The sequence below is a fragment of the Tepidicella xavieri genome, assembly GCF_004363315.1.
GTDB classification, from domain to species: domain Bacteria; phylum Pseudomonadota; class Gammaproteobacteria; order Burkholderiales; family Burkholderiaceae_C; genus Tepidicella; species Tepidicella xavieri.
On record NZ_SNYL01000001.1, the window covers coordinates 181,072 to 198,978 of the forward strand.

Annotated in this window: 14 protein-coding genes; 12 read left to right on the forward strand and 2 right to left on the reverse strand. The window is 65.4% G+C overall.

Annotation, left to right across the window (positions count from 1 at the left end):
• Positions 1-2 precede the first annotated feature (2 nt).
• From DFR43_RS00885 to DFR43_RS00900, 4 genes are all read left to right on the forward strand, one after another.
• Positions 3-539, forward strand: a complete 537-nt coding sequence (locus DFR43_RS00885) for a chemotaxis protein CheW (protein WP_133595472.1) — start codon at positions 3-5, stop codon at positions 537-539.
• 22 nt (positions 540-561) lie between these two features.
• The gene (locus tag DFR43_RS00890; RefSeq protein WP_133595473.1) at positions 562-2,805 is read left to right on the forward strand and encodes a methyl-accepting chemotaxis protein; all 2,244 of its coding nucleotides are present in this window, start codon (positions 562-564) and stop codon (positions 2,803-2,805) included.
• A 10-nt stretch (positions 2,806-2,815) separates the two neighbouring features.
• Positions 2,816-7,984, forward strand: a complete 5,169-nt coding sequence (locus tag DFR43_RS00895; RefSeq protein WP_133595474.1) for a hybrid sensor histidine kinase/response regulator — start codon at positions 2,816-2,818, stop codon at positions 7,982-7,984.
• A 154-nt stretch (positions 7,985-8,138) separates the two neighbouring features.
• Complete coding sequence (locus DFR43_RS00900) at positions 8,139-9,350, forward strand: ABC transporter substrate-binding protein (protein WP_133595475.1); 1,212 nt, start codon at positions 8,139-8,141, stop codon at positions 9,348-9,350.
• A gap of 18 nt (positions 9,351-9,368) precedes the next feature.
• On the opposite strand, the gene DFR43_RS00905 is transcribed toward DFR43_RS00900, so the two are convergent.
• Positions 9,369-10,865 (reverse strand): cryptochrome/photolyase family protein, encoded by a 1,497-nt coding sequence (locus DFR43_RS00905; RefSeq protein WP_133595476.1) that lies wholly within the window; start codon positions 10,863-10,865, stop codon positions 9,369-9,371.
• An 86-nt stretch (positions 10,866-10,951) separates the two neighbouring features.
• On the opposite strand from DFR43_RS00905, the gene DFR43_RS00910 reads away from it, so the two are divergent.
• The 8 genes from DFR43_RS00910 to DFR43_RS00945 all read left to right on the forward strand — a co-directional run bounded on the left by DFR43_RS00910 (position 10,952) and on the right by DFR43_RS00945 (position 16,645).
• Positions 10,952-11,221 (forward strand): SemiSWEET transporter, encoded by a 270-nt coding sequence (locus DFR43_RS00910; RefSeq protein ID WP_133595477.1) that lies wholly within the window; start codon positions 10,952-10,954, stop codon positions 11,219-11,221.
• A 46-nt stretch (positions 11,222-11,267) separates the two neighbouring features.
• Positions 11,268-11,978 (forward strand): YqgE/AlgH family protein, encoded by a 711-nt coding sequence (locus DFR43_RS00915; protein ID WP_133595478.1) that lies wholly within the window; start codon positions 11,268-11,270, stop codon positions 11,976-11,978.
• The gene (gene ruvX / locus DFR43_RS00920; RefSeq protein ID WP_133595479.1) at positions 11,975-12,385 is read left to right on the forward strand and encodes a Holliday junction resolvase RuvX; all 411 of its coding nucleotides are present in this window, start codon (positions 11,975-11,977) and stop codon (positions 12,383-12,385) included. The genes DFR43_RS00915 and ruvX overlap by 4 nt, the downstream gene beginning before the upstream one ends.
• Positions 12,382-12,894, forward strand: a complete 513-nt coding sequence (gene pyrR / locus DFR43_RS00925) for a bifunctional pyr operon transcriptional regulator/uracil phosphoribosyltransferase PyrR (RefSeq protein ID WP_133595480.1) — start codon at positions 12,382-12,384, stop codon at positions 12,892-12,894. The genes ruvX and pyrR overlap by 4 nt, the downstream gene beginning before the upstream one ends.
• 5 nt (positions 12,895-12,899) lie before the next feature.
• Positions 12,900-13,856 (forward strand): aspartate carbamoyltransferase catalytic subunit, encoded by a 957-nt coding sequence (locus tag DFR43_RS00930; RefSeq protein ID WP_133595481.1) that lies wholly within the window; start codon positions 12,900-12,902, stop codon positions 13,854-13,856.
• A 16-nt stretch (positions 13,857-13,872) separates the two neighbouring features.
• Positions 13,873-15,198, forward strand: a complete 1,326-nt coding sequence (locus tag DFR43_RS00935) for a dihydroorotase (protein WP_133595482.1) — start codon at positions 13,873-13,875, stop codon at positions 15,196-15,198.
• The gene (locus DFR43_RS00940; RefSeq protein WP_133595483.1) at positions 15,195-15,965 is read left to right on the forward strand and encodes a lysophospholipid acyltransferase family protein; all 771 of its coding nucleotides are present in this window, start codon (positions 15,195-15,197) and stop codon (positions 15,963-15,965) included. Before DFR43_RS00935 ends, DFR43_RS00940 begins: the two co-directional genes overlap by 4 nt.
• Positions 15,966-16,045: 80 nt before the next feature.
• Positions 16,046-16,645, forward strand: coding sequence for a DUF2889 domain-containing protein (locus DFR43_RS00945; RefSeq protein WP_245988771.1), 600 nt, complete (start codon positions 16,046-16,048; stop codon positions 16,643-16,645).
• A 7-nt stretch (positions 16,646-16,652) separates the two neighbouring features.
• On the opposite strand, the gene DFR43_RS00950 is transcribed toward DFR43_RS00945, so the two are convergent.
• On the reverse strand, positions 16,653-17,903 hold the full coding sequence (locus DFR43_RS00950; protein WP_133595485.1) for a M20 family metallopeptidase: 1,251 nt from the start codon (positions 17,901-17,903) through the stop codon (positions 16,653-16,655).
• Between the last annotated feature and the right edge of the window lie 4 nt (positions 17,904-17,907).

A 17,907-nucleotide genomic window follows, 5' to 3' on the forward strand; every position in this document is an offset into this window, starting at 1 on the left:
GCATGGCCAACCGCCAATCGCTCGCGGAATTGCAGGAACGCCTGACCAGGCGTTTGAAAGAGGCGGAGACGGAGGCGGTCTCCCATGCGTGGTTGGCGGTGGAGGCAGGAATCGGGCGGTATTTGCTGCCTCTGGCGCAGTCGGGCGAGATTCATGCGTGGTCAGGCGTGTTCCCGGTTCCCCACACCAAGCCTTGGTATGCGGGCTTGGCCAATCTGCGCGGGGACTTGCAGGGGGTGATTGACTGGGCGGTTTTCGTCGAAGGGCCGGCCCCAGGTGTGCTCCCGGCTGCCGATCGTGTGACGTCCGAGTCGCGGCTGGTGTGTTTGAGTCCAGCGCTGGGAGTGAACGCCGCATTGCTGGTCGATCGACTGATGGGCTTGCGGCAGCCCGGAGACTTTTCCAGTGCCGAGCCGGTTGCCGATCCTCAACAGGCCTTCATCCGGCAAAGGCTCAAGGACGGCAATGGGCAATGGTGGTCCGAGTTGGACTTGCAGATGCTTTGCGCAGACGCGCAGTTTCTCGACGTGGTGGCTTGAATAGATACTTGAAGGGGATGACATGGCTTGGCAGGCGCGCTTTTTGACATTCTTCAATCGATCCAAGGACAAAGAACTGGCCGCCGCGCAAGAGACGCCCTCCACCTCTGTGCTGCAAGACAGTGTGTATCGTGGGTTCGATGAAGACCTGTCGAAGCGGGGGCATGCCACCGAACCCCTGGCAGATGCCGATTCGCGGCATATCGTCGCGCTGCCATTGCTCGGGGCCAGGCCGGTGGAGCAGCATCGCAAGACGCTGTCCGCTTTGCTGGCCATCGCGGTGCTGCTGGCCGTGGGGCTGACGGTATGGGTGGTGGTTCAGGCACAGCGGACGTCGGCGCAGGTGGCGGCTGTGGGCCAGGCGTTGCTGGAATCGCAGCGTTTGGCCAACAGTGCCTCGCAGGCTGTCTCCGGTCGAGTCCCGGCTTTTTCCGTCGTCAGAGACAGTGCTGACTCGCTGCTGGGCAATCTGCGTGGTCTCAAAGAAGGCAGTGCGCCGTTGGGCTTGGCGCCGCTGTCGCGAGGCATGATGCCGTTGTTGGAGCAGCCATTGCTGCAGGCCGAGGAGGTGCACCGGAATGCCGGCATCATTTTGGTGCAGGAGCAATTCCTGACGAATTTCGGCTCGGCATTGCGCGCCATCGGCGATCAGTCATCAGATTTGCTGGAGTTGACCGAAACGATCGCCGCTTTGAAGTTGGCCAACAACGCCCCGTCCACGGAACTGGCGGCCATTGGACGGCTCGTGATGCTGACCCAGCGCATTGCCCGTTCAGCCAGTGAACTGCTGACACCCGAAGGCATCAGCCCTCAGGCGGCATTCAGTCTGGGCAATGATTTCAATACCTTTCAGGAAATTGCCCAGGGCTTGCTGGCGGGCAGTGACATGATGCAATTGAAGGCCGCAACCGATCCAGATGAGCGGATTGCTTTGGACCAGTTGGTGCTGCGGTTGTCGCAATTGAAAAATCAGGTGAATCCGGTTCTGGGGGGGTTGCAAGCCCTGGTTCAAGCCAATAATGCACAGGGCGTCATCGAGGCGGCCAGTGAAGATTTGCGAACTTCCTTGGCGCCCTTGCAAGAGGCGCTGTCCAGCACAGCGGGGCTGGACGTTCTGGAGTTTGCGGTACTGATGGTATTGGTGCTGCTGGTGGTGGTTTTGATTGCCGCGCTGGTTTATCTGCGGCTTCAGGACAGCCGCCAGCGGCAGCAACAGGCGGAGCAGCAGCGTCAACTGGCCCAGTCTCAAGAACAGGAGGCCAAGCGAATCAACGATGCCAACCAGGCTGCCATTCTGCGGTTGATGAACGAGCTGCAAGCGGTGGCAGAGGGTGACTTGACCCAGCAAGCCACCGTGACGGAGGACATCACGGGGGCGATCGCCGACTCCATCAACTACACGGTCGAAGAGTTGCGCTCCTTGGTGGGGCAGGTGCAGGCGATCACGAACCGGGTCAGCCTGACCACCTCCACGGTGGAAAACACCTCCACCGATCTGTTGGAAGTGTCGGCGCAGCAGCTGCGCGCGATTCAGAGCACGGGTCAGTCGGTGCTCGACATGGCGCGCCGCATCAATCAGGTGTCTGAGCGTGCGCAAGTCTCTGCCGAGGCGGCGCGGGCTTCGCGGCAAGCAGCGGAATCGGGGATGAAGGCGGTGCAAGACACGATCGGGGGCATGAACACCATCCGTGAGCAGATTCAGGTGACCGCCAAACGCATCAAGCGGCTGGGTGAATCCTCCCAGGAGATTGGCGAAATCACGGAGCTGATTTCGGACATTACCGAGCAAACCAACGTGTTGGCCATGAATGCGGCCATCCAGGCGGCTTCGGCCGGTGAGGCTGGTCGCGGGTTTTCTGTCGTGGCCCAGGAGGTGCAGCGCCTGGCCGAACGCTCGGCGGAGGCGACGCGGCAGATTGCGGCCCTGGTGCGCACCATTCAGGCCGATACCCAAGATGCCGTGCTGTCCATGGAGCGCTCGACCCGCGAGGTGGTCGAAGGCGCTCGTTTGTCTGACAACGCGGGAGCGGCGCTGACCGAGATCGACCGCCTGTCTCTGGAAGTGACGCGGCTGATCGAACAGATCGCGCAGGCCGCGACGCACGAGGCCGAACTGGCCTCTCAAACGGCCAACGACATTCAGCGCATCTTCACCCTGACCGAGCAAACGGGCGAGGGCACCCGCTCGACGGTGAATCAGGTGCGGGAACTGGCTCGTGTGGCCGAAGAGCTGCGCCGATCGGTGTCTCGCTTCAAGATCGCTTGAGGATAAAGGCGTGAAAGCTCCTCCTGTGCGCGATTTGGGGCCGCTGTCGTGGGTGTTCGACGAAGTCGAACAATCCCTGACCGAAACGGTTCGAGCCGTTGCCCGGTATGTGGAGGCGTGTATCGTGGCACGCCACACCGACATGTCCGAGCCCGATGGCACGGAGCTGAGGTGGGTGGGGCAGCAGCTGCATCAGGCTGCGGGCGTGCTGGACATGGTGGAGCTGCCTGCCGCTGCTCGCACGCTCAGAGCATTGGAGGCGGCTGTGCAGCGGTTCTTGCAAAAACCGGCTGCTGTGACGGAGGATGCCCCAGGCGTGGTGCGTCGTGGCACGCATGCGCTCATCGATTATCTCGAAAGGCTGCTGCGTGGCCGCACGGTCAAAGCGCTAGATCTGTACGCCACGTATCGTCAGTGGCAGCAATTGGCTGGTGCGGCGCGTGCACACCCGGCCGACTTGTGGGCAGAACCGCATGCCGATGTGATGTTGCCCCCGGGGCCGGTGTATGAGCCGGGGCCTGTGATTCGGGCGCATCTGGACGGGCTGGTGTTGCGCGTTGTCAAGTCGCTCGATCTCCAGGCCGCCCTCGCTTTGGCGCGGCTGTGTGCGGGATTGGGTCGCCATGCAGAAGCCGCCGAGGTACGCCGCTTCTGGGCTGTGGCTGCGGCGTATTTCGAGGCGGTGGCATCCGGCCGCTTGCCTGACGATCCGCTCGTCAAGCGGGCCGCTTCCACCGTGCTGCTGCGGTATTCCCAACTCCAGCACGGTGACGTGCAGGGTCTGGACACGCACATTCACGACTTGCTGTTCTGGACGACTCAGGTCCGGCCTGATGCCCAGGAGACTGCGCAGCATTGCTTGCAGGCCGTATGGCAGGCCCATGGATGGAACGATGTTCTGGCTTGGGATGCCGCTCATTCAGACCTGGGGAGCTATGACCCCACGGTCTTGCGTTCCCTCAAGGCGGCATTGTCTTCGATTCAGCAGTCTTGGGCCGCCTTTACCGAAGCGGACGGGGTGTCGGTCGAGCGGCTGGAAGGCATTTTGCAACCTTTGGTGGACGGCTTGCGCGCGTTGATGCCGGCCTGGCCTGTGGTGGCGCAGCTGGGCGACGCCTGGGCGGCAGTCGCGCAGGTTTGCCGACGGCATGGCCACATTCCCCAGGGGCTGGCGCTGGAAGCGTCAAATTGCTTGCTGCTCTTGGGCGCCGAACTGGAGGACTTCGACGTTCAGGACGAGTCGGCCGTGGCGCGTTGGTCCACGCTGAACCAGCGCCTGAATCAGGCATTGGCAGGCGAGGCGGTGGCTGAGCCGCAGGACTGGATGACCGAGCGTTACCGCCGCATTGGGCAGCAGGCCACGGTGGCCCAGGTCGTGGCGCAATGGCAAGCCGAATTGCATGCGGTCGAAGAAGTGCTCGATGCCTGTTACCGTGGGCAAACCCCGGTGTCTGCCTCCGTCATCCAGGAACTGAACCGCCGGCTCGAAGGCATGGGCGGGATCGCGACCTTGCTGGATTTGCCTGCGGCCCGGCAAACGGTGGATGCCGTGCGCGGTGCCCTGGCCAAGCTGCGGCCCGATGAAGGGGAGGATGCGGCTGCGCAGCTGCAATCCGTTGCCCAACAGCTCAGCACCAATATCACGGCCCTGGGTTGGATGTTGGACACGTTTGTCCGTCAGCCGGATTTGGCCAGGGCTTCCTTTGTGTTTGACGAGACCCGTGCTTGCTTGCAGGGTCTGGCAGCCGAGTCAGCCGCCGCGGATACGCCTGAAACATGGGCGTCGGATGCTTCTGCCGCCAGCGCGGTGATTCCGCTGCCGGATGCCGAGCCGGTGGAGATGGTTGCCGAGGCGCTGGTGGAGGCGCCAGAAGATGAGGAGCAAGGTCTGCTAGACATCTTCTTGGGTGAAGCCCGCAGCGTGTTCGAAGGGGTCTCGCCCACCCTGGACATCCTGCGCCAACAGCCCGATCGACTGGCCGATTTGACGGCCGTGCGCCGCGCTTTTCATACCCTCAAGGGCAGCGCGCGCATGGTGGGCCTGTCGGATTTGGGCGAGGCCGCGTGGGCCATGGAGCAGTTGCTCAACGCCTGGCTTGCCGAACAGAAGGCGGCCAGCGCGGAATTGCTGGATTTGTGTCAGGATGCCCTGACCTATCTCCAAGATTGGGTGGAGGAACTGGCCACGCACAAGCCCGAAGTGGCGCAGCGTCGCGCCGATCGCATCGCAGCCTGCGCACATGCCTTGCGGCTCGAAGGGCGCTATGAGCCCTTGGCGCCGTTTGAGACTTCTCGCGAGCCTGCCGAATCTCAGCTTCCCGTCTTGGATGAAGTGGTCTTGACGCCGAGTGCAGACGACGGTGCCGAAATTCCGGTGCTTGACGAAGAAATCAAGTGCATCGGGCCTCTCAAAATCGGTGCGGCGCTGTACAACGTCTTCATCAACGAAGCGGAAGAGTGGTCGCGCCGTTTGTGCGAAGGGTTGAGTGAATGGCGCAGCGGTTCAGCCCGAGGGCGGCCGCCGGTGGGATTGTCGGCCTGGGCCCATTCGCTGGCGGGAGGGGCTGCGACCGTCGGTTACGAAGGCTTGTCGCAACTGGCGCGAGCGCTCGAGCACGCGCTGGATCGGTTGAGCGCCCCTGAAACAGCGGCTCCGCCAGACCCGCAAGCCGATCTGCTGGTGCGCGCGGGTGACGAAATCCGTGAGCTGCTTCACCAATTTGCGGCCGGCTTTCTGCGCGCCCCCAATCCCGATGTGGTGTCTGCATTGGAGGGGGTGCCAGGCCAGACGCCCCAGCCCGCCGAACCGCAGGCCGACGCCAGGGAAGCGCCCCAGGACCAAGCGCCTGCCGCTGCACAGCCTTTGCCCTCAGGTCGGGTGGGTGTCGATGCCGATTTGATCGCCGTTTTCGTGGAGGAGGCGCAAGACTTGCTGCCCCGGGTCTCGGCGGCGCTGCGGCAGTGGGCCGACGCGCCGCACGATGCCTTGGCGCGGGCCGAGGTGTTGCGCAATTTGCACACCCTCAAGGGCAGCGCCCGTTTGTGCGGCGAAATGGCCCTGGGTGACCGCTTTCACGGTTTGGAAAGCGATGTGCTGGCATTGCCAGAAGCCCCCAATCCCGAAGACATTGCCGCGCTGCTGCACACGTTCGACGGGATCGTTGCCGATCTGGAAGCTTTGCGCCAAGGCCCCGCCCCGCTGGCGGCCCCGGTGTTGGCGGCGCCGCATGCGCGTCCGTCGGGGGGGTCGGGGGCCGAGGTGCTGCCGCCGGTGGCCAAGCCGCTGCCGGCCGATGGGGGCATGCGTGCGCTGGCCTCTGTCCGGGTGCGGCCCCAGCTGCTCGATCAGCTGATGTCGCAGACAGGCGACTTGATGATTGCCCGTTCGCGCCTGGAGAACGATGTGCGCGCCTTGCGCCAGTCGTTCAAGGACATGAGCGGCAACATCGAGCGCTTGCGGGCGCAGTTGCGCGACCTGGAAATCCAGACCGAGTTGCAAATGCAGTCCCGCATCGCGCAAAACCGCGAAGCCGACTCCCGGTTCGATCCGCTGGAGTTTGACCGTTACACCCGGGTGCAGGAACTCACTCGCCTGCTGGCCGAGGCCGTCAATGACGTGGCGACGGTGCAGCTGGGCTTGAGCCGTTCGGTTGAATCGGCCGAGAACAATCTGGCTGCGCAAACCCACATCACCCGGGAGCTGCAGCGCAACCTGCTGCGCACCCGCCTGGTCGCGTTCAGTACCATCGAGGAACGCCTGCACCGTGTGGTGCGCCAAGCCGCCGATGCTGCCGGGAAGCTGGCAGAGCTGACCATCGCGCAGCAAGACATCGAGGTCGATCGGGCGGTGCTCGAAAAACTGGTTCCGGTGCTGGAGCACCTGCTGCGCAATGCCGTGGTGCACGGCATCGAGGCTCCGGCGCAGCGCGTGCAGGCGGGCAAGCCAGAGGTGGGGCAGATCCGTCTGGCGCTGTCGGTGCAGGGCAATGATCTGTCGCTGTCGTTGTCAGACGACGGGGCCGGGTTGAACGTCGAACGGCTACAGGCCAAGGCAGTGGCCGCGGGCCTGCATCCTGCCGGCGTGCCTTTGTCGCCCGAGGATGCCGTGCGCTTGATTTTCGCCTCGGGTATTTCCACCGCGTCCGAAGTCACTGAAGTGGCTGGCCGGGGCATCGGCCTGGATGTGGTGCGCACCGAAGTGATGGGGCTTGGGGGGCGCATCGAGTGCAAACCACCGGCCGAAGGCGCCGGCACCGAATTCCGCTTGGTCGTGCCATTGAGCACGGCGGTCACGCAGGTCGTGATGCTGCGCGTGGGCGATTGGGTGTTTGGCGTGCCTTCGCCTTGGGTCGATCGCATTCGCCGGGTCAAGCTGCCCGAATTGGCGCCGGCCTATCAGAGCTGCCAATGGACCGAGGGCTCGACCAACATCCCGTTTTACTGGGCTGGCGCGCTGCTGGCCCATTCGGCGCAGAGCGCGGACATGTCCAACCCCGAGGCCAAGTATGCATCGGTCGTCGTGTTCTGGGTGGCCGGGCAGCAGGTGGCTTGGCATGTGGACGAAGTGCTGGGCAACCAGGAGGTCGTGGTCAAGCCCATGGGGCCGCAGCTGTCCAGACTGCCGGGCCTGACCGGCGTGACCGTGCTGGCCTCCGGGGCCGTGGCGCTGATTTACAACCCGGCCACCTTGTCGGAAACATACGGTCACGAAGCGTGGGCCTGGATGCGTTCACCCCGTGCGGCGCGTGACCACCCCTACGCCTCCGCATCGCCAGGCGATGCGGAGGCGACGACCCAGACCCCGTTGATCTTGGTGGTGGATGACTCCATCACGGTTCGGCGGGTGACGCAGCGCCTGCTCAAGCGCGAGGGATACCGCGTGGCCTTGGCCGCGGATGGTCAGCAAGCGCTGGAGCGTATTGCCGAGGAAATGCCCTTGGTGGTGTTGTGCGACATCGAAATGCCCCGCATGGACGGCTTCGAGCTGGTGCAACACCTGCGCAACCAGCCGCAGACTGCCTCGTTGCCGGTGGTGATGATCACCTCGCGCTTGGCTGAGAAGCACTGGGAGCACGCCAAGAGCTTGGGGGTCAACCACTATCTGGGCAAGCCCTATGTCGAGGAGGAGTTGCTGAAAATCATCGAGGGACATGTGCGCTTGGCCACCTATCGGGCCTGATCAGAAACCCGCGTATGTCCAGCGAAGTCTTAGGGAGGATGCGGATGGCATGCCCACCACAGGGCCGATACAAACGCCTGAAAACACATGGGACTGATGTGGCACCCGCAGGGAGCGTCGGTCGTGAATGGAAATTTCGGTACGCGAGGTGAATATGAAGAAATATCGATGGGTGCGTGCTTGGCTGACGGCGATGTGGCTGCTGTGGATCGGGTGGCCCATGCTGGGCGCGGCTGCTCAACCTGCTGCACCACTGAAGATTGGCGTCATCGGCCCATTTTCGGGCCCGTCTTCCGACTTTGGCGTGCCCATGCTCCAGGGTGTTCAGCTGGCGGTGGAGGAGATCAACGCCGTGGGCGGTTACTTGGGGCGCCCCATCGAACTGGTCGTCAAAGACGATGAAGGCAACAACGATGTGGGTTATGAGCGCTCCAAAGAGCTGGTGAATGCCGGGGTGATTGCCACGATCGGTTTTTGCAACACCGGTGTGGCCATGCGTTCGCGCGAGGTGTTTCAACAAGCCAGATTGCCTCTCATCGTCCCTTGTTCGACAGGTACGCCGTTGACCGCCGTGGCCTCGCCCGCCGAGAGTTACCTGTTCCGCATTTCGCCTCGGGACGCGATTCAGGCCCCGTTCGTGGTGGAATATCTGGTCCGGCGCGACTGGACCCGGGTGGCCATTTTTGCCGATACGACCGGCTACGGCGAGGCCGGACTCAAGGATGTGGAGGCGGCATTGTCGGCGCGCGGCTTGAGGCCGGCATATGTGGCCCGCTTCCCTTTGGGCGTGAAGGATTTGCGCGAAGAACTGAGCAAGGCGCGTGCGGCGGGCGCTGATGTGATTTTCAGCTATACCGTGGGTCCAGAAAATGCCGTCATCGCGTTGGGGCGCCGGGAGTTGGGCTGGAATGTGTCGCAGGTCGGGGGCTGGCCTTTGTCGTTTCCGTTTTTCATCGAGGGGGCCAAGGCTGCCGCGGAAGGGGCGTTGATGGCGCAGACCTTCATCGCGGAACCGAGCAATGTGCGCAGAACGGCTTTCTTGGCTGCTTACAGCCGCAAGTTCAATGGCCCGCCGCGCGTGCCGATGGCTGCGGCCCAAGCCTATGACGCGACCTATTTGCTGATGTACGCCTTGTTCTCGATCCGGGATGGGCAGTTCCCCGGGCCGGTGGTCAAGCGGGCGCTGGAGAACATTCCGCGGGTGTACTTCGGGGTGGTGGGCACGTTTGACCGCCCTTGGACGGAAACGGAGAAAGACGCCATCACGCCTAACATGCTGATTTTGGGCAAGGTCGTCAATGGGCGTGTGACGTTTGCCTACCCCGAGGATGCCAAGCGCAATTTGATCGTCCAGCGCAACCGGTGACCTGCCGATACCCTAGCGTCATTGGCTGGGCTTGACGACGGCATAGCGCTGCAGCGTGCGCTGCCGCGCGGCGGCATGGTCCACGATGGGCTGGGGGTAGTTCTGGCCGAGGGTCACGCCGGCGGCTTGCAGGTCGGCGGGCTGGGCCAGCCAGGGCGCGTGCAAGGCCGGGGTGGGCAAAGCGGCCAATTGCGGCAGGTAGCGGCGGATGAATTTGCCTTGCGGATCGAATTTTTCGCTCTGGCTGACGGGGTTGAAAATGCGGAAATAGGGCTGGGCGTCGCAGCCGGTGGAGGCGGCCCATTGCCAGCCGCCGTTGTTGGCCGCCAGGTCGAAGTCGATCAGGTGGTCGGCGAAGTACTGCTCGCCCCAGCGCCAGTCCAAGCCCAGGTCTTTGGTCAGGAAGCTGGCCACCACCATGCGCAGGCGGTTGTGCATGTAGCCCGTCTGGTTGATTTGCTGCATGGCGGCGTCCACCAGTGGGTAGCCGGTGCGCCCTTCGCGCCAGGCGGTGAACAGGGCGTCGGCGTGCGCGCCGTGTTCCCAGCGGATGGCGTCGTACTCGGGCTTGAAGGCGCGCTGCGCCACGTGGGGGAAGTTGGCGAGGATCTGGTGATAGAAGTCGCGCCAGATCAACTCGTTGAGCCAGCTGCTGGCGCCGGCCATGCCTTGCAGGTGCATGGCGTAGGCGGCGCTGGCCAGCGCACGGATGCTGATGGTGCCGAAGCGCAGATGCACGCTCAGGTAGCTGGGGCCTTTGACGGCCGGGTAGTCGCGGGCCTGGTGGTAATGCTCGATGCGGCTGAAAAAGTCCTCCCACAAGGCCTGGGCCCCGCGGCTGCCGGTGCGGATTTTGAGCGCGCGCAGGTTGGTGGGGGCAAAGCCCAGCTGCTCTAGCGCAGGCACCCCGGGGCTGACCTGTGCGGGGCAGGGGGCCAAGGCGTCGGCGTAGCGTTGCACCGGGTAGGCTTTGAGGTGAAAGGGCGTCACCGCTTTGAGCCAGGCGTTTTTGTAGGGCGTGAAAACGGTGTAGGGCCGGCCGTTGCCGGTCAGCAACTCCTGCCGTTCGAAGATCACGTGGTCTTTGTAGGTCTGCAGCAGCACGCCGTCGTGGGCCAAGGTGCCCAACACTTGCGCATCGCGCGTTTTGGCGGCGGGCTCGTCGTCGTGGTTGGCAAACACGGCTTGCACGCCCAACTGGCTGGCCAGGCGCGGGATCTCCGCCAGGGCGCTGCCGTGGCGCACGATGAGGCCCACGCCTTCGGTGCCGGTGGATCGGCCCAGGGCGCGCAACTGCTCGTCCAGGTCGATCAGGCTGTCGTGGATGAATTCCACCCGCCGGTCTGCCCGCAGCCCACGCTCCAGCAGGGGGCGCAGGATGTCGGTGTCGAACACGAACACGCACCAGACCTTGCGGCAGCGTTTGAGGGCGTGGTAGAGCGCTGCATTGTCCTCGGTGCGCAAGTCGCGGCGAAACCACATCAGGCCGGCGTCGTAGGTGGCGGTGGGAGGCATAGGGCAGGTCGGGTGTTGTGCTGTGCAGACATAACGATAGCGCCACAACGAGGCGTTTGGCCGGACGCCAGCCATAATCGTGCCCCATGTCGCCCCACGCCATCGAACTCATCGGCGCTTTGGCCGCCGTGCTCACCACCATCAGCTTCGTGCCGCAGGCCTGGAAGACGTGGCGCACGCGCGACGTCAGCGGCATTTCGCTGATCATGTACGCGGTGTTCACGGTGGGGGTGGGGCTGTGGCTGGTCTATGGGTGGCTGTTGGGGGCTTGGCCCATCATCGTGGCCAACGCCGTGACCTTCACGCTGGCGCTGCTCATTCTGGGCATGCGTATTCGTTACGGGCGTGCCGCCTGAGTCCTGCTTGCTGTGAGCAGGGGCGGGGCCCCACTAAAATCGGGGCATGAGTTCGGATGCCCCCACCACCAACCTGTCGCACCATTTCCTGATCGCCATGCCGGGGCTCAATGACGAGCTCTTTGGCCGCAGCGTGGTGTATCTGTGCGAGCACACCCCGCGGGGGGCGCTGGGGCTGATCATCAACAAGCCCACGGGCATCACGGTGGGGGATTTGTTCGAGAAGGTGGATCTGCCGCTGAACCGGCCCGAGCTCGCACGGCAGCCGGTGTTTCAGGGCGGCCCTTTGCAGACCGAGCGCGGTTTCGTCCTCCATGAGGCCATGGGCGATGCGCAGCCCGTGGGTGAAGATGTCACGCCTCCCGCGGTGGCCCAGGCCATGCGTCAGGGGATGGTGTCCGAGCAGGAGGAAAGCACGGAGCCCGATTCTGCTGAGCCAGCCGCCGCGGAGCCGCCGCGCCCGACGGCCTATGCCTCCACCTTGCGCATGCCCGACGGGCTGGAGATGACGACGTCGCGCGACGTGCTCGAAGCTCTGTCTTCCGGGGCTGGGCCGCGCAAGGTGTTGGTCACCTTGGGCTACTCGTCTTGGGGGGAGGGGCAGTTGGAGTCGGAAATTTCAGAGAACAGCTGGCTGACCGTGCCGGCCGATCTGGCATTGATTTTCGACACCCCGGTGGAGCAGCGCTACGAAAAAGCCATGGCCCTGCTGGGCTTGCAGCCCTGGATGCTTTCACCCGGGGCGGGGCACGCATGAGCACGCCCGAGCGGGTGCCGCCGCAATACCAGACCTTTCTGGCTTTCGATTTTGGGGTGCGCCGGACCGGCGTGGCCAGCGGCAACCGCCTGACGCGCACCGCCACCCCGCAGGCAACCATCGTGGCCGAGGGCGATGCCCGCTTCGCGCAGATCGCCGCCCGGATTCGCGAATGGCAGCCCGATGCGCTGGTGGTGGGCATTCCCACCCACCCCGATGGGGCGGCGCACGACAATACCGCCCGCGCCCAGCGGTTTGCCCGCCAGCTTCGCGGCCGTTTCAACAAAACCGTGTATGAAGTCGATGAGCGCTACAGCACCACGGAGGCCCACAGCCTGGGCGCGAAGGATGCCGATGCCGCTTCGGCCTGCATCATCCTGGAACAGTTTTTGAGGAGTCTGCCTTGAGCCAATTGCAACTCGACGCCGAAGCCCTGTACGCCGAACTGCTGCGCGGCGTGCGGGCGTTGTTGGCCACCACCCCGGCGCGGCTGGTGGGCGTGCCCCGTGGCGGGGCCTGGCTGGCCGAGCGCTTGCAGCGCGACCTGGGGCTGGAGGGCGAGGTGGGCGTCATTTCTTCGGCGATGCACCGCGACGACTTCGCCCAGCGCGGCTTGAGCGCCAGCGCCGAGCAGACACGGCTGCCTTTCGAGGTCAATGGGGCGCATGTGCTGCTGATCGACGATGTGCTCTACACCGGGCGCACGCTGCGCGCCGTGATCAACGAATTGTTCGATTACGGCCGACCCGCCAGCGTGCGGTTGGCCGTGCTGGTGGACCGAGGCGGACGCGAGCTGCCGGTGGCCGCCGATTTTGCTGCCACCCGGTTGCCGTTGCCGCCCCACCAGCGTTTCGAGCTGGCCCGAGACGAAGCCGGCACCTTCAGCTTCGACGTCGAAACCCGAGTCCAGGACTGACCACCATGGCCCGCAACCCTCAACTGAATGCCAACGGCGAGCTGATCCACCTGCTGTCTACGGAGGGGCTGCCCAAAGCCATCCTCACCCATATTCTGGACACGGCCGACAATTTCGTCAGCGTGAGCGACCGAGAGGTGAAAAAGGTGCCGCTGCTGCGCGGCAAGAGCGTGTTCAACCTGTTTTTCGAGAACAGCACCCGCACCCGCACCACGTTCGACATCGCGGCCACCCGGCTGAGCGCCGATGTGTACACGCTGGACATCGCGCGCAGTTCCACCGCCAAAGGCGAAAGCCTGCTCGACACCATCGCCAACCTCAGCGCGATGGCAGCCGACATCTTCGTCGTGCGCCACAGCGAGTCGGGCGCGCCATACCTGATCGCCCAGCACGTGGCGCCGCACGTGCATGTCATCAACGCTGGCGACGGGCGGCATGCCCACCCCACCCAGGGCTTGCTGGACATGTACACCATCCGGCACTACAAGAAGGACTTCACCAACCTGTCGGTGGCCATCGTGGGCGACGTGCTGCATTCGCGCGTGGCCCGCTCCGACATCCACGCGCTCACCACCCTGGGCTGCCCGGACGTGCGCGTGGTGGGGCCGCGCACGCTGGTGCCCAGCGACCTGTCGCACATGGGCGTGCGCGTGTGCCACACGCTGGAAGAGGGCATCAAGGACTGCGACGTGGTCATCACCTTGCGGCTGCAGAACGAACGCATGAGCGGGGCGCTGCTGCCATCGAGCCAGGAGTATTTCAAGAGCTTTGGCGTGACGCCCGAGCGGCTGCGTTGGGCCAAGCCCGATGCCATCGTCATGCATCCGGGGCCGGTCAACCGGGGGGTGGAGATCGAGTCCGCCGTCGTCGATGGACGCCAGAGCGTGGTGCTGCCGCAGGTGACCTTCGGCATTGCGGTGCGCATGGCGGTCATGAGCATCGTGGCCGGCAACGTGGCCTAAGCACAGGAGCAGCGACATGAAGATTCTGATCCAGGGCGGCCGCCTGATCGATCCGGCCAGCCAGACCGATACCGTGGCCGACATCGCGATTGCCGCAGGCCGCATCATCGGCATCGGCAAGCTGCCGGCCGACTTTCACCCCAACCGGGTGATCGATGCGCAAGGCTGCGTGGTGCTGCCCGGCTTGGTGGACCTGTGCATGCGCCTGCGCGAGCCGGGGCAAGAACACGCCGGCATGCTGGAAAGCGAGATGGCCGCTGCCGTGGCCGGTGGCGTGACCAGCCTCGTCTGCCCGCCCGATACCGACCCGGTGCTCGACGAACCTGGCCTGGTGGACATGCTCAAGGCCCGTGCCGAGAAGCTGCATCAGGCCCGGGTGTTCCCCCTCGGGGCGCTGACGCGCGGCCTGCAGGGCGAGGTGCTGACCGAGATGGTCGAGCTGACCGAGGCGGGTTGTGTCGGGTTCGGTCAGGCCGACGTGCCCATCGTCAATACCCAGGTGTTGCTGCGCACTTTGCAGTACGCGGCCACTTTCGGCTACGGCGTCTGGCTGCGGCCGCAGGATTTCTGGCTCGGCAAAGGGGTGGTGGCCAGCGGCCCTCTGGCCACCCGCATGGGCTTGAGTGGCGTGCCCGCCGCGGCCGAGGTGATTGCCCTGCACACCCTGTTTGAGCTGCTGCGTGGGGTGCACCGCTGCGGCACGCCGGCCGGGCAGGGCGTGCACCTGCACCTGTGCCGTCTCAGCACCGCGGCCGGGGTGGACCTGGTGCGCCAGGCCAAAGCCGAGGGCTTGCCCGTAAGCTGTGACGTCAGCGTCCACCATCTGCACCTGACCGATAACGACATCGGCTACTACGACACCCGCTTGCGCCTGCAGCCGCCCGTGCGTCAGCAGCGCGACCGCGATGCGCTGCGCGCGGGCTTGGCCGACGGCACCATCGACGCCTTGGTCAGCGATCACGCGCCAGTGGGCGCCGACGCCAAGACCCTGCCGTTTGCCGAGGCCGAGCCCGGTGCCACTGCGGTCGAATTGCTGTTGGGGCTGGCCTGGAAATGGGCCGAGCAAGACGGCGTGCCGCTGAGCCGCGCCGTGGCCGTGCTCACCCAGGGGCCGGCGGCCGTGCTGGGCCGCAGCTTGGGCACCTTGCAGGCCAGCGTGGGCCGCTTGGTCGAAGGGGGGGTCGCCGATTTGTGCGTGGTGGACCCGCAGCGTCACTGGCGGGTGGGCCCGCAGAGCTTGCGCAGCCAGGGCAAGCTCACGCCTTTCGAGGGGCATGAGCTGCCGGTGTCGGTGTGCGTCACCCTGGTCAACGGCCAGATTGCCTACGACGCCACCCGATGAGGGCTTTGCGTGCCAGCGCACGCCTGTTGCGCCTGACGCTGCATCTGCTGCGCGGGCTGTACACGCTGCGCGCCCGGTTTCCCGGCCTGGACGAGGCCGGCCGTCGGCGGGCCATCCAGCAGTGGTCCCGGCAGGCCTTACACATTCTTGGGGTGCATTTGCAAGTGCTGGGCGAGCCGCCTGCCGCCGGGCCAGTGCTGGTCGTCTGCAACCATCTGTCCTGGCTAGACATTTTCGTGCTCAATGCGGCACGGCCTTGCCGCTTCGTCTCCAAGGCCGATGTGCGGCGCTGGCCGGTGATCGGCCGCTTGGTGGTGGGTTCGGGCACCTTGTTCATCGAGCGCGAGAAGCGCCGCGATGCCTTGCGCGTGGTGCACCAGATGGCCGAGCATTTGCGAGCCGGCGAGGTGCTGGCCGTGTTCCCCGAAGGCACCACGGGCGATGGCCAGGGCGTGCTGCCCTTTCACGCCAACCTGTTGCAGGCGGCGGTGGCCACCGATGCGCCCATCTGGCCGGCGGGGGTGGCCTACCTGCATGGCGACGGTCAAGCCCTCCTGGGGCAGGCCCGTCACCATGAGGCCCCGGGCTTCGCGGGCGACACCGCTTTGGTGACCTCGTTGTGGCGCACGGCCTGCGCCACCGATTTGCAAGCCACCGTCCACTGGGGCGAGCCCGACACCGCCCAAGGGCGTGACCGTCGCACCTGGGCCGAAGCCCTGCGCGTGGAAGTGGCGCGACTGGCCGATCAGCCCTTGCTGACCGGCTGAGCCGTGCAGCCCCACCTGATTTTCCCGACAATTCGTGTGTTGATCGATCGTTCGATGGTCTGGAGGTACACATCTTGCCCTTGTCCACACCCGCCCCGCGCCGCCCCATGCACACCCGTCGCGTCGAGTACCGGGGCTATCTTCGCGACGATGGCCTGTGGGACATCGAAGGGGAATTGCACGACAGCAAGCCCCACGCTTTCGAAATTCAAGGGGAAGGCCGCTGGGAGGCGGGTCAGCCGGTGCATCACATGCGCATTCGCGTCACGCTCGATGCCAGTATGGTGGTGCGCGCCATCGAAGCGGTGATGGAGAGCTTTCCGCACGCCCCTTGCCCGCAGGCGCTGGCGCCGATGCAGCGCATGGTGGGCACGCGCATGGGGGCGGGCTGGCGCAAAGCGATCGAGCAGCACCTGGGCGGCATCCAGGGCTGCACCCATTTGCGGGAGCTGCTCTACAACATGGCCACCGCGGCCTTTCAGACCATGGCCGAAGTCTCTTTCGCGCCGCCGGCCGATGGCCGCCCGCCTGCGCACCTGGGCAAATGCCTGGCGTGGGATTTCGACAGCCCGGTCACCGAAAAGGTCTATCCCATGTTTTTCCGCTGGCGCCCCGAGGCCGCGGGCTCCCCGCGCCGCCCCTGGGAGCAGGCGGCTGATGCGGCCCGCCCGCTGCCTTGAAGCCGGCTCAGGCCAGCAAGTCGTGTAGCGTGCGGGCCAGGACCTGGGTGGCTCGACGCAGGTCTTCCAACACGATGTGCTCATCGGCCCGTTTGGCGTTGGACTCGCGCACGGTGCGTGGGCCTGCGCCGTAGATCACACCGGGAATGCCGCGTGCCACGTACAGCCGCACGTCGGTGTAAAGCGGTGTGCCCACCGCGGGGATGGGCTCGCCGAACACCGCTTCGCCGTGCTTTTGAATCGCCTCCACCAGCGGCCGGTTGCCGGGCAGCGGTTGCATGGCGTGGGCCAGCAACAGGCGCTTGATGTCCACCTGCAACTGCTGGCCGCCCCGCGGCGGGTGGAAGGTGGCGGCCGCTTCGGCCAGCGTCTGGCGCAGCGCGGCTTCCACCTGGGCCGGGTCTTCTTCGGGGATCATGCGCCGGTCCACCTTGAACACCACCTTGCCGGGCACCACGTTGGTGTTGGTGCCGCCCTGGATCCATCCGATGTTGAGGTAGGGGTGGGTGATGCCTTCGACCGACGAGCGCACGCGCAGGTACTCGGCGTTGAGCCGGTACAACGCGTTCATCAGGTGTACGGCGCCCTGCAGGGCGTCGGTGCCGCTGTCGGGGATGGCGGCATGGGCCATGTCGCCGTGGACGGTGACTTCCAGCTGTAGGCAGCCGTTGTGGGCGGTGACGACCTGGTAGCTGAAGCCCGCGGCGATCATCAGGTCGGGCTTCGTGAGGCCATGCGCCAGCAGCCAGCCGGGGCCGAGTTCACCGCCGAATTCTTCGTCGTAGGTGAAGTGCAGTTCGATGCAGCCCTTGGCCGGGCGGGCGACCGCTTCCAGGGCCCTGACGGCATGGGTGAAGGTGGCGAAGTCGCTCTTGCTGACGGCCGTGGCGCGGCCGTACATCTTGCCGTCCACCACCTCGCCGCCATAGGGGTCATGCGTCCAGCCTTCGCCAGGGGGCACCACATCACCATGGGAGTTGAGGGCGATGGTGGGGCCGCCGTCGCCATAGCGCCGACGCACGATCAGGTTGGTGATGCTCTGCAGGCCGGCGGCTTGCACCTCGGCCGCTGGCACGGGGTGGGCCTCGACTGCCCAGCCCCAGCCGCGCAGCAGTTCGGCGGTGCGCTCGGCGTGCGGGGCGTTGTGGCCGGGCGGGGTGTCGGTGGGCACGCGCACCAGCTGCTGCAGAAAGGCCACTTCGTCGTCGAAGTGCTGGTTCACCCATTGGTCCAGGGCGGTGTAGGTGGAAAGGCTCATGCGG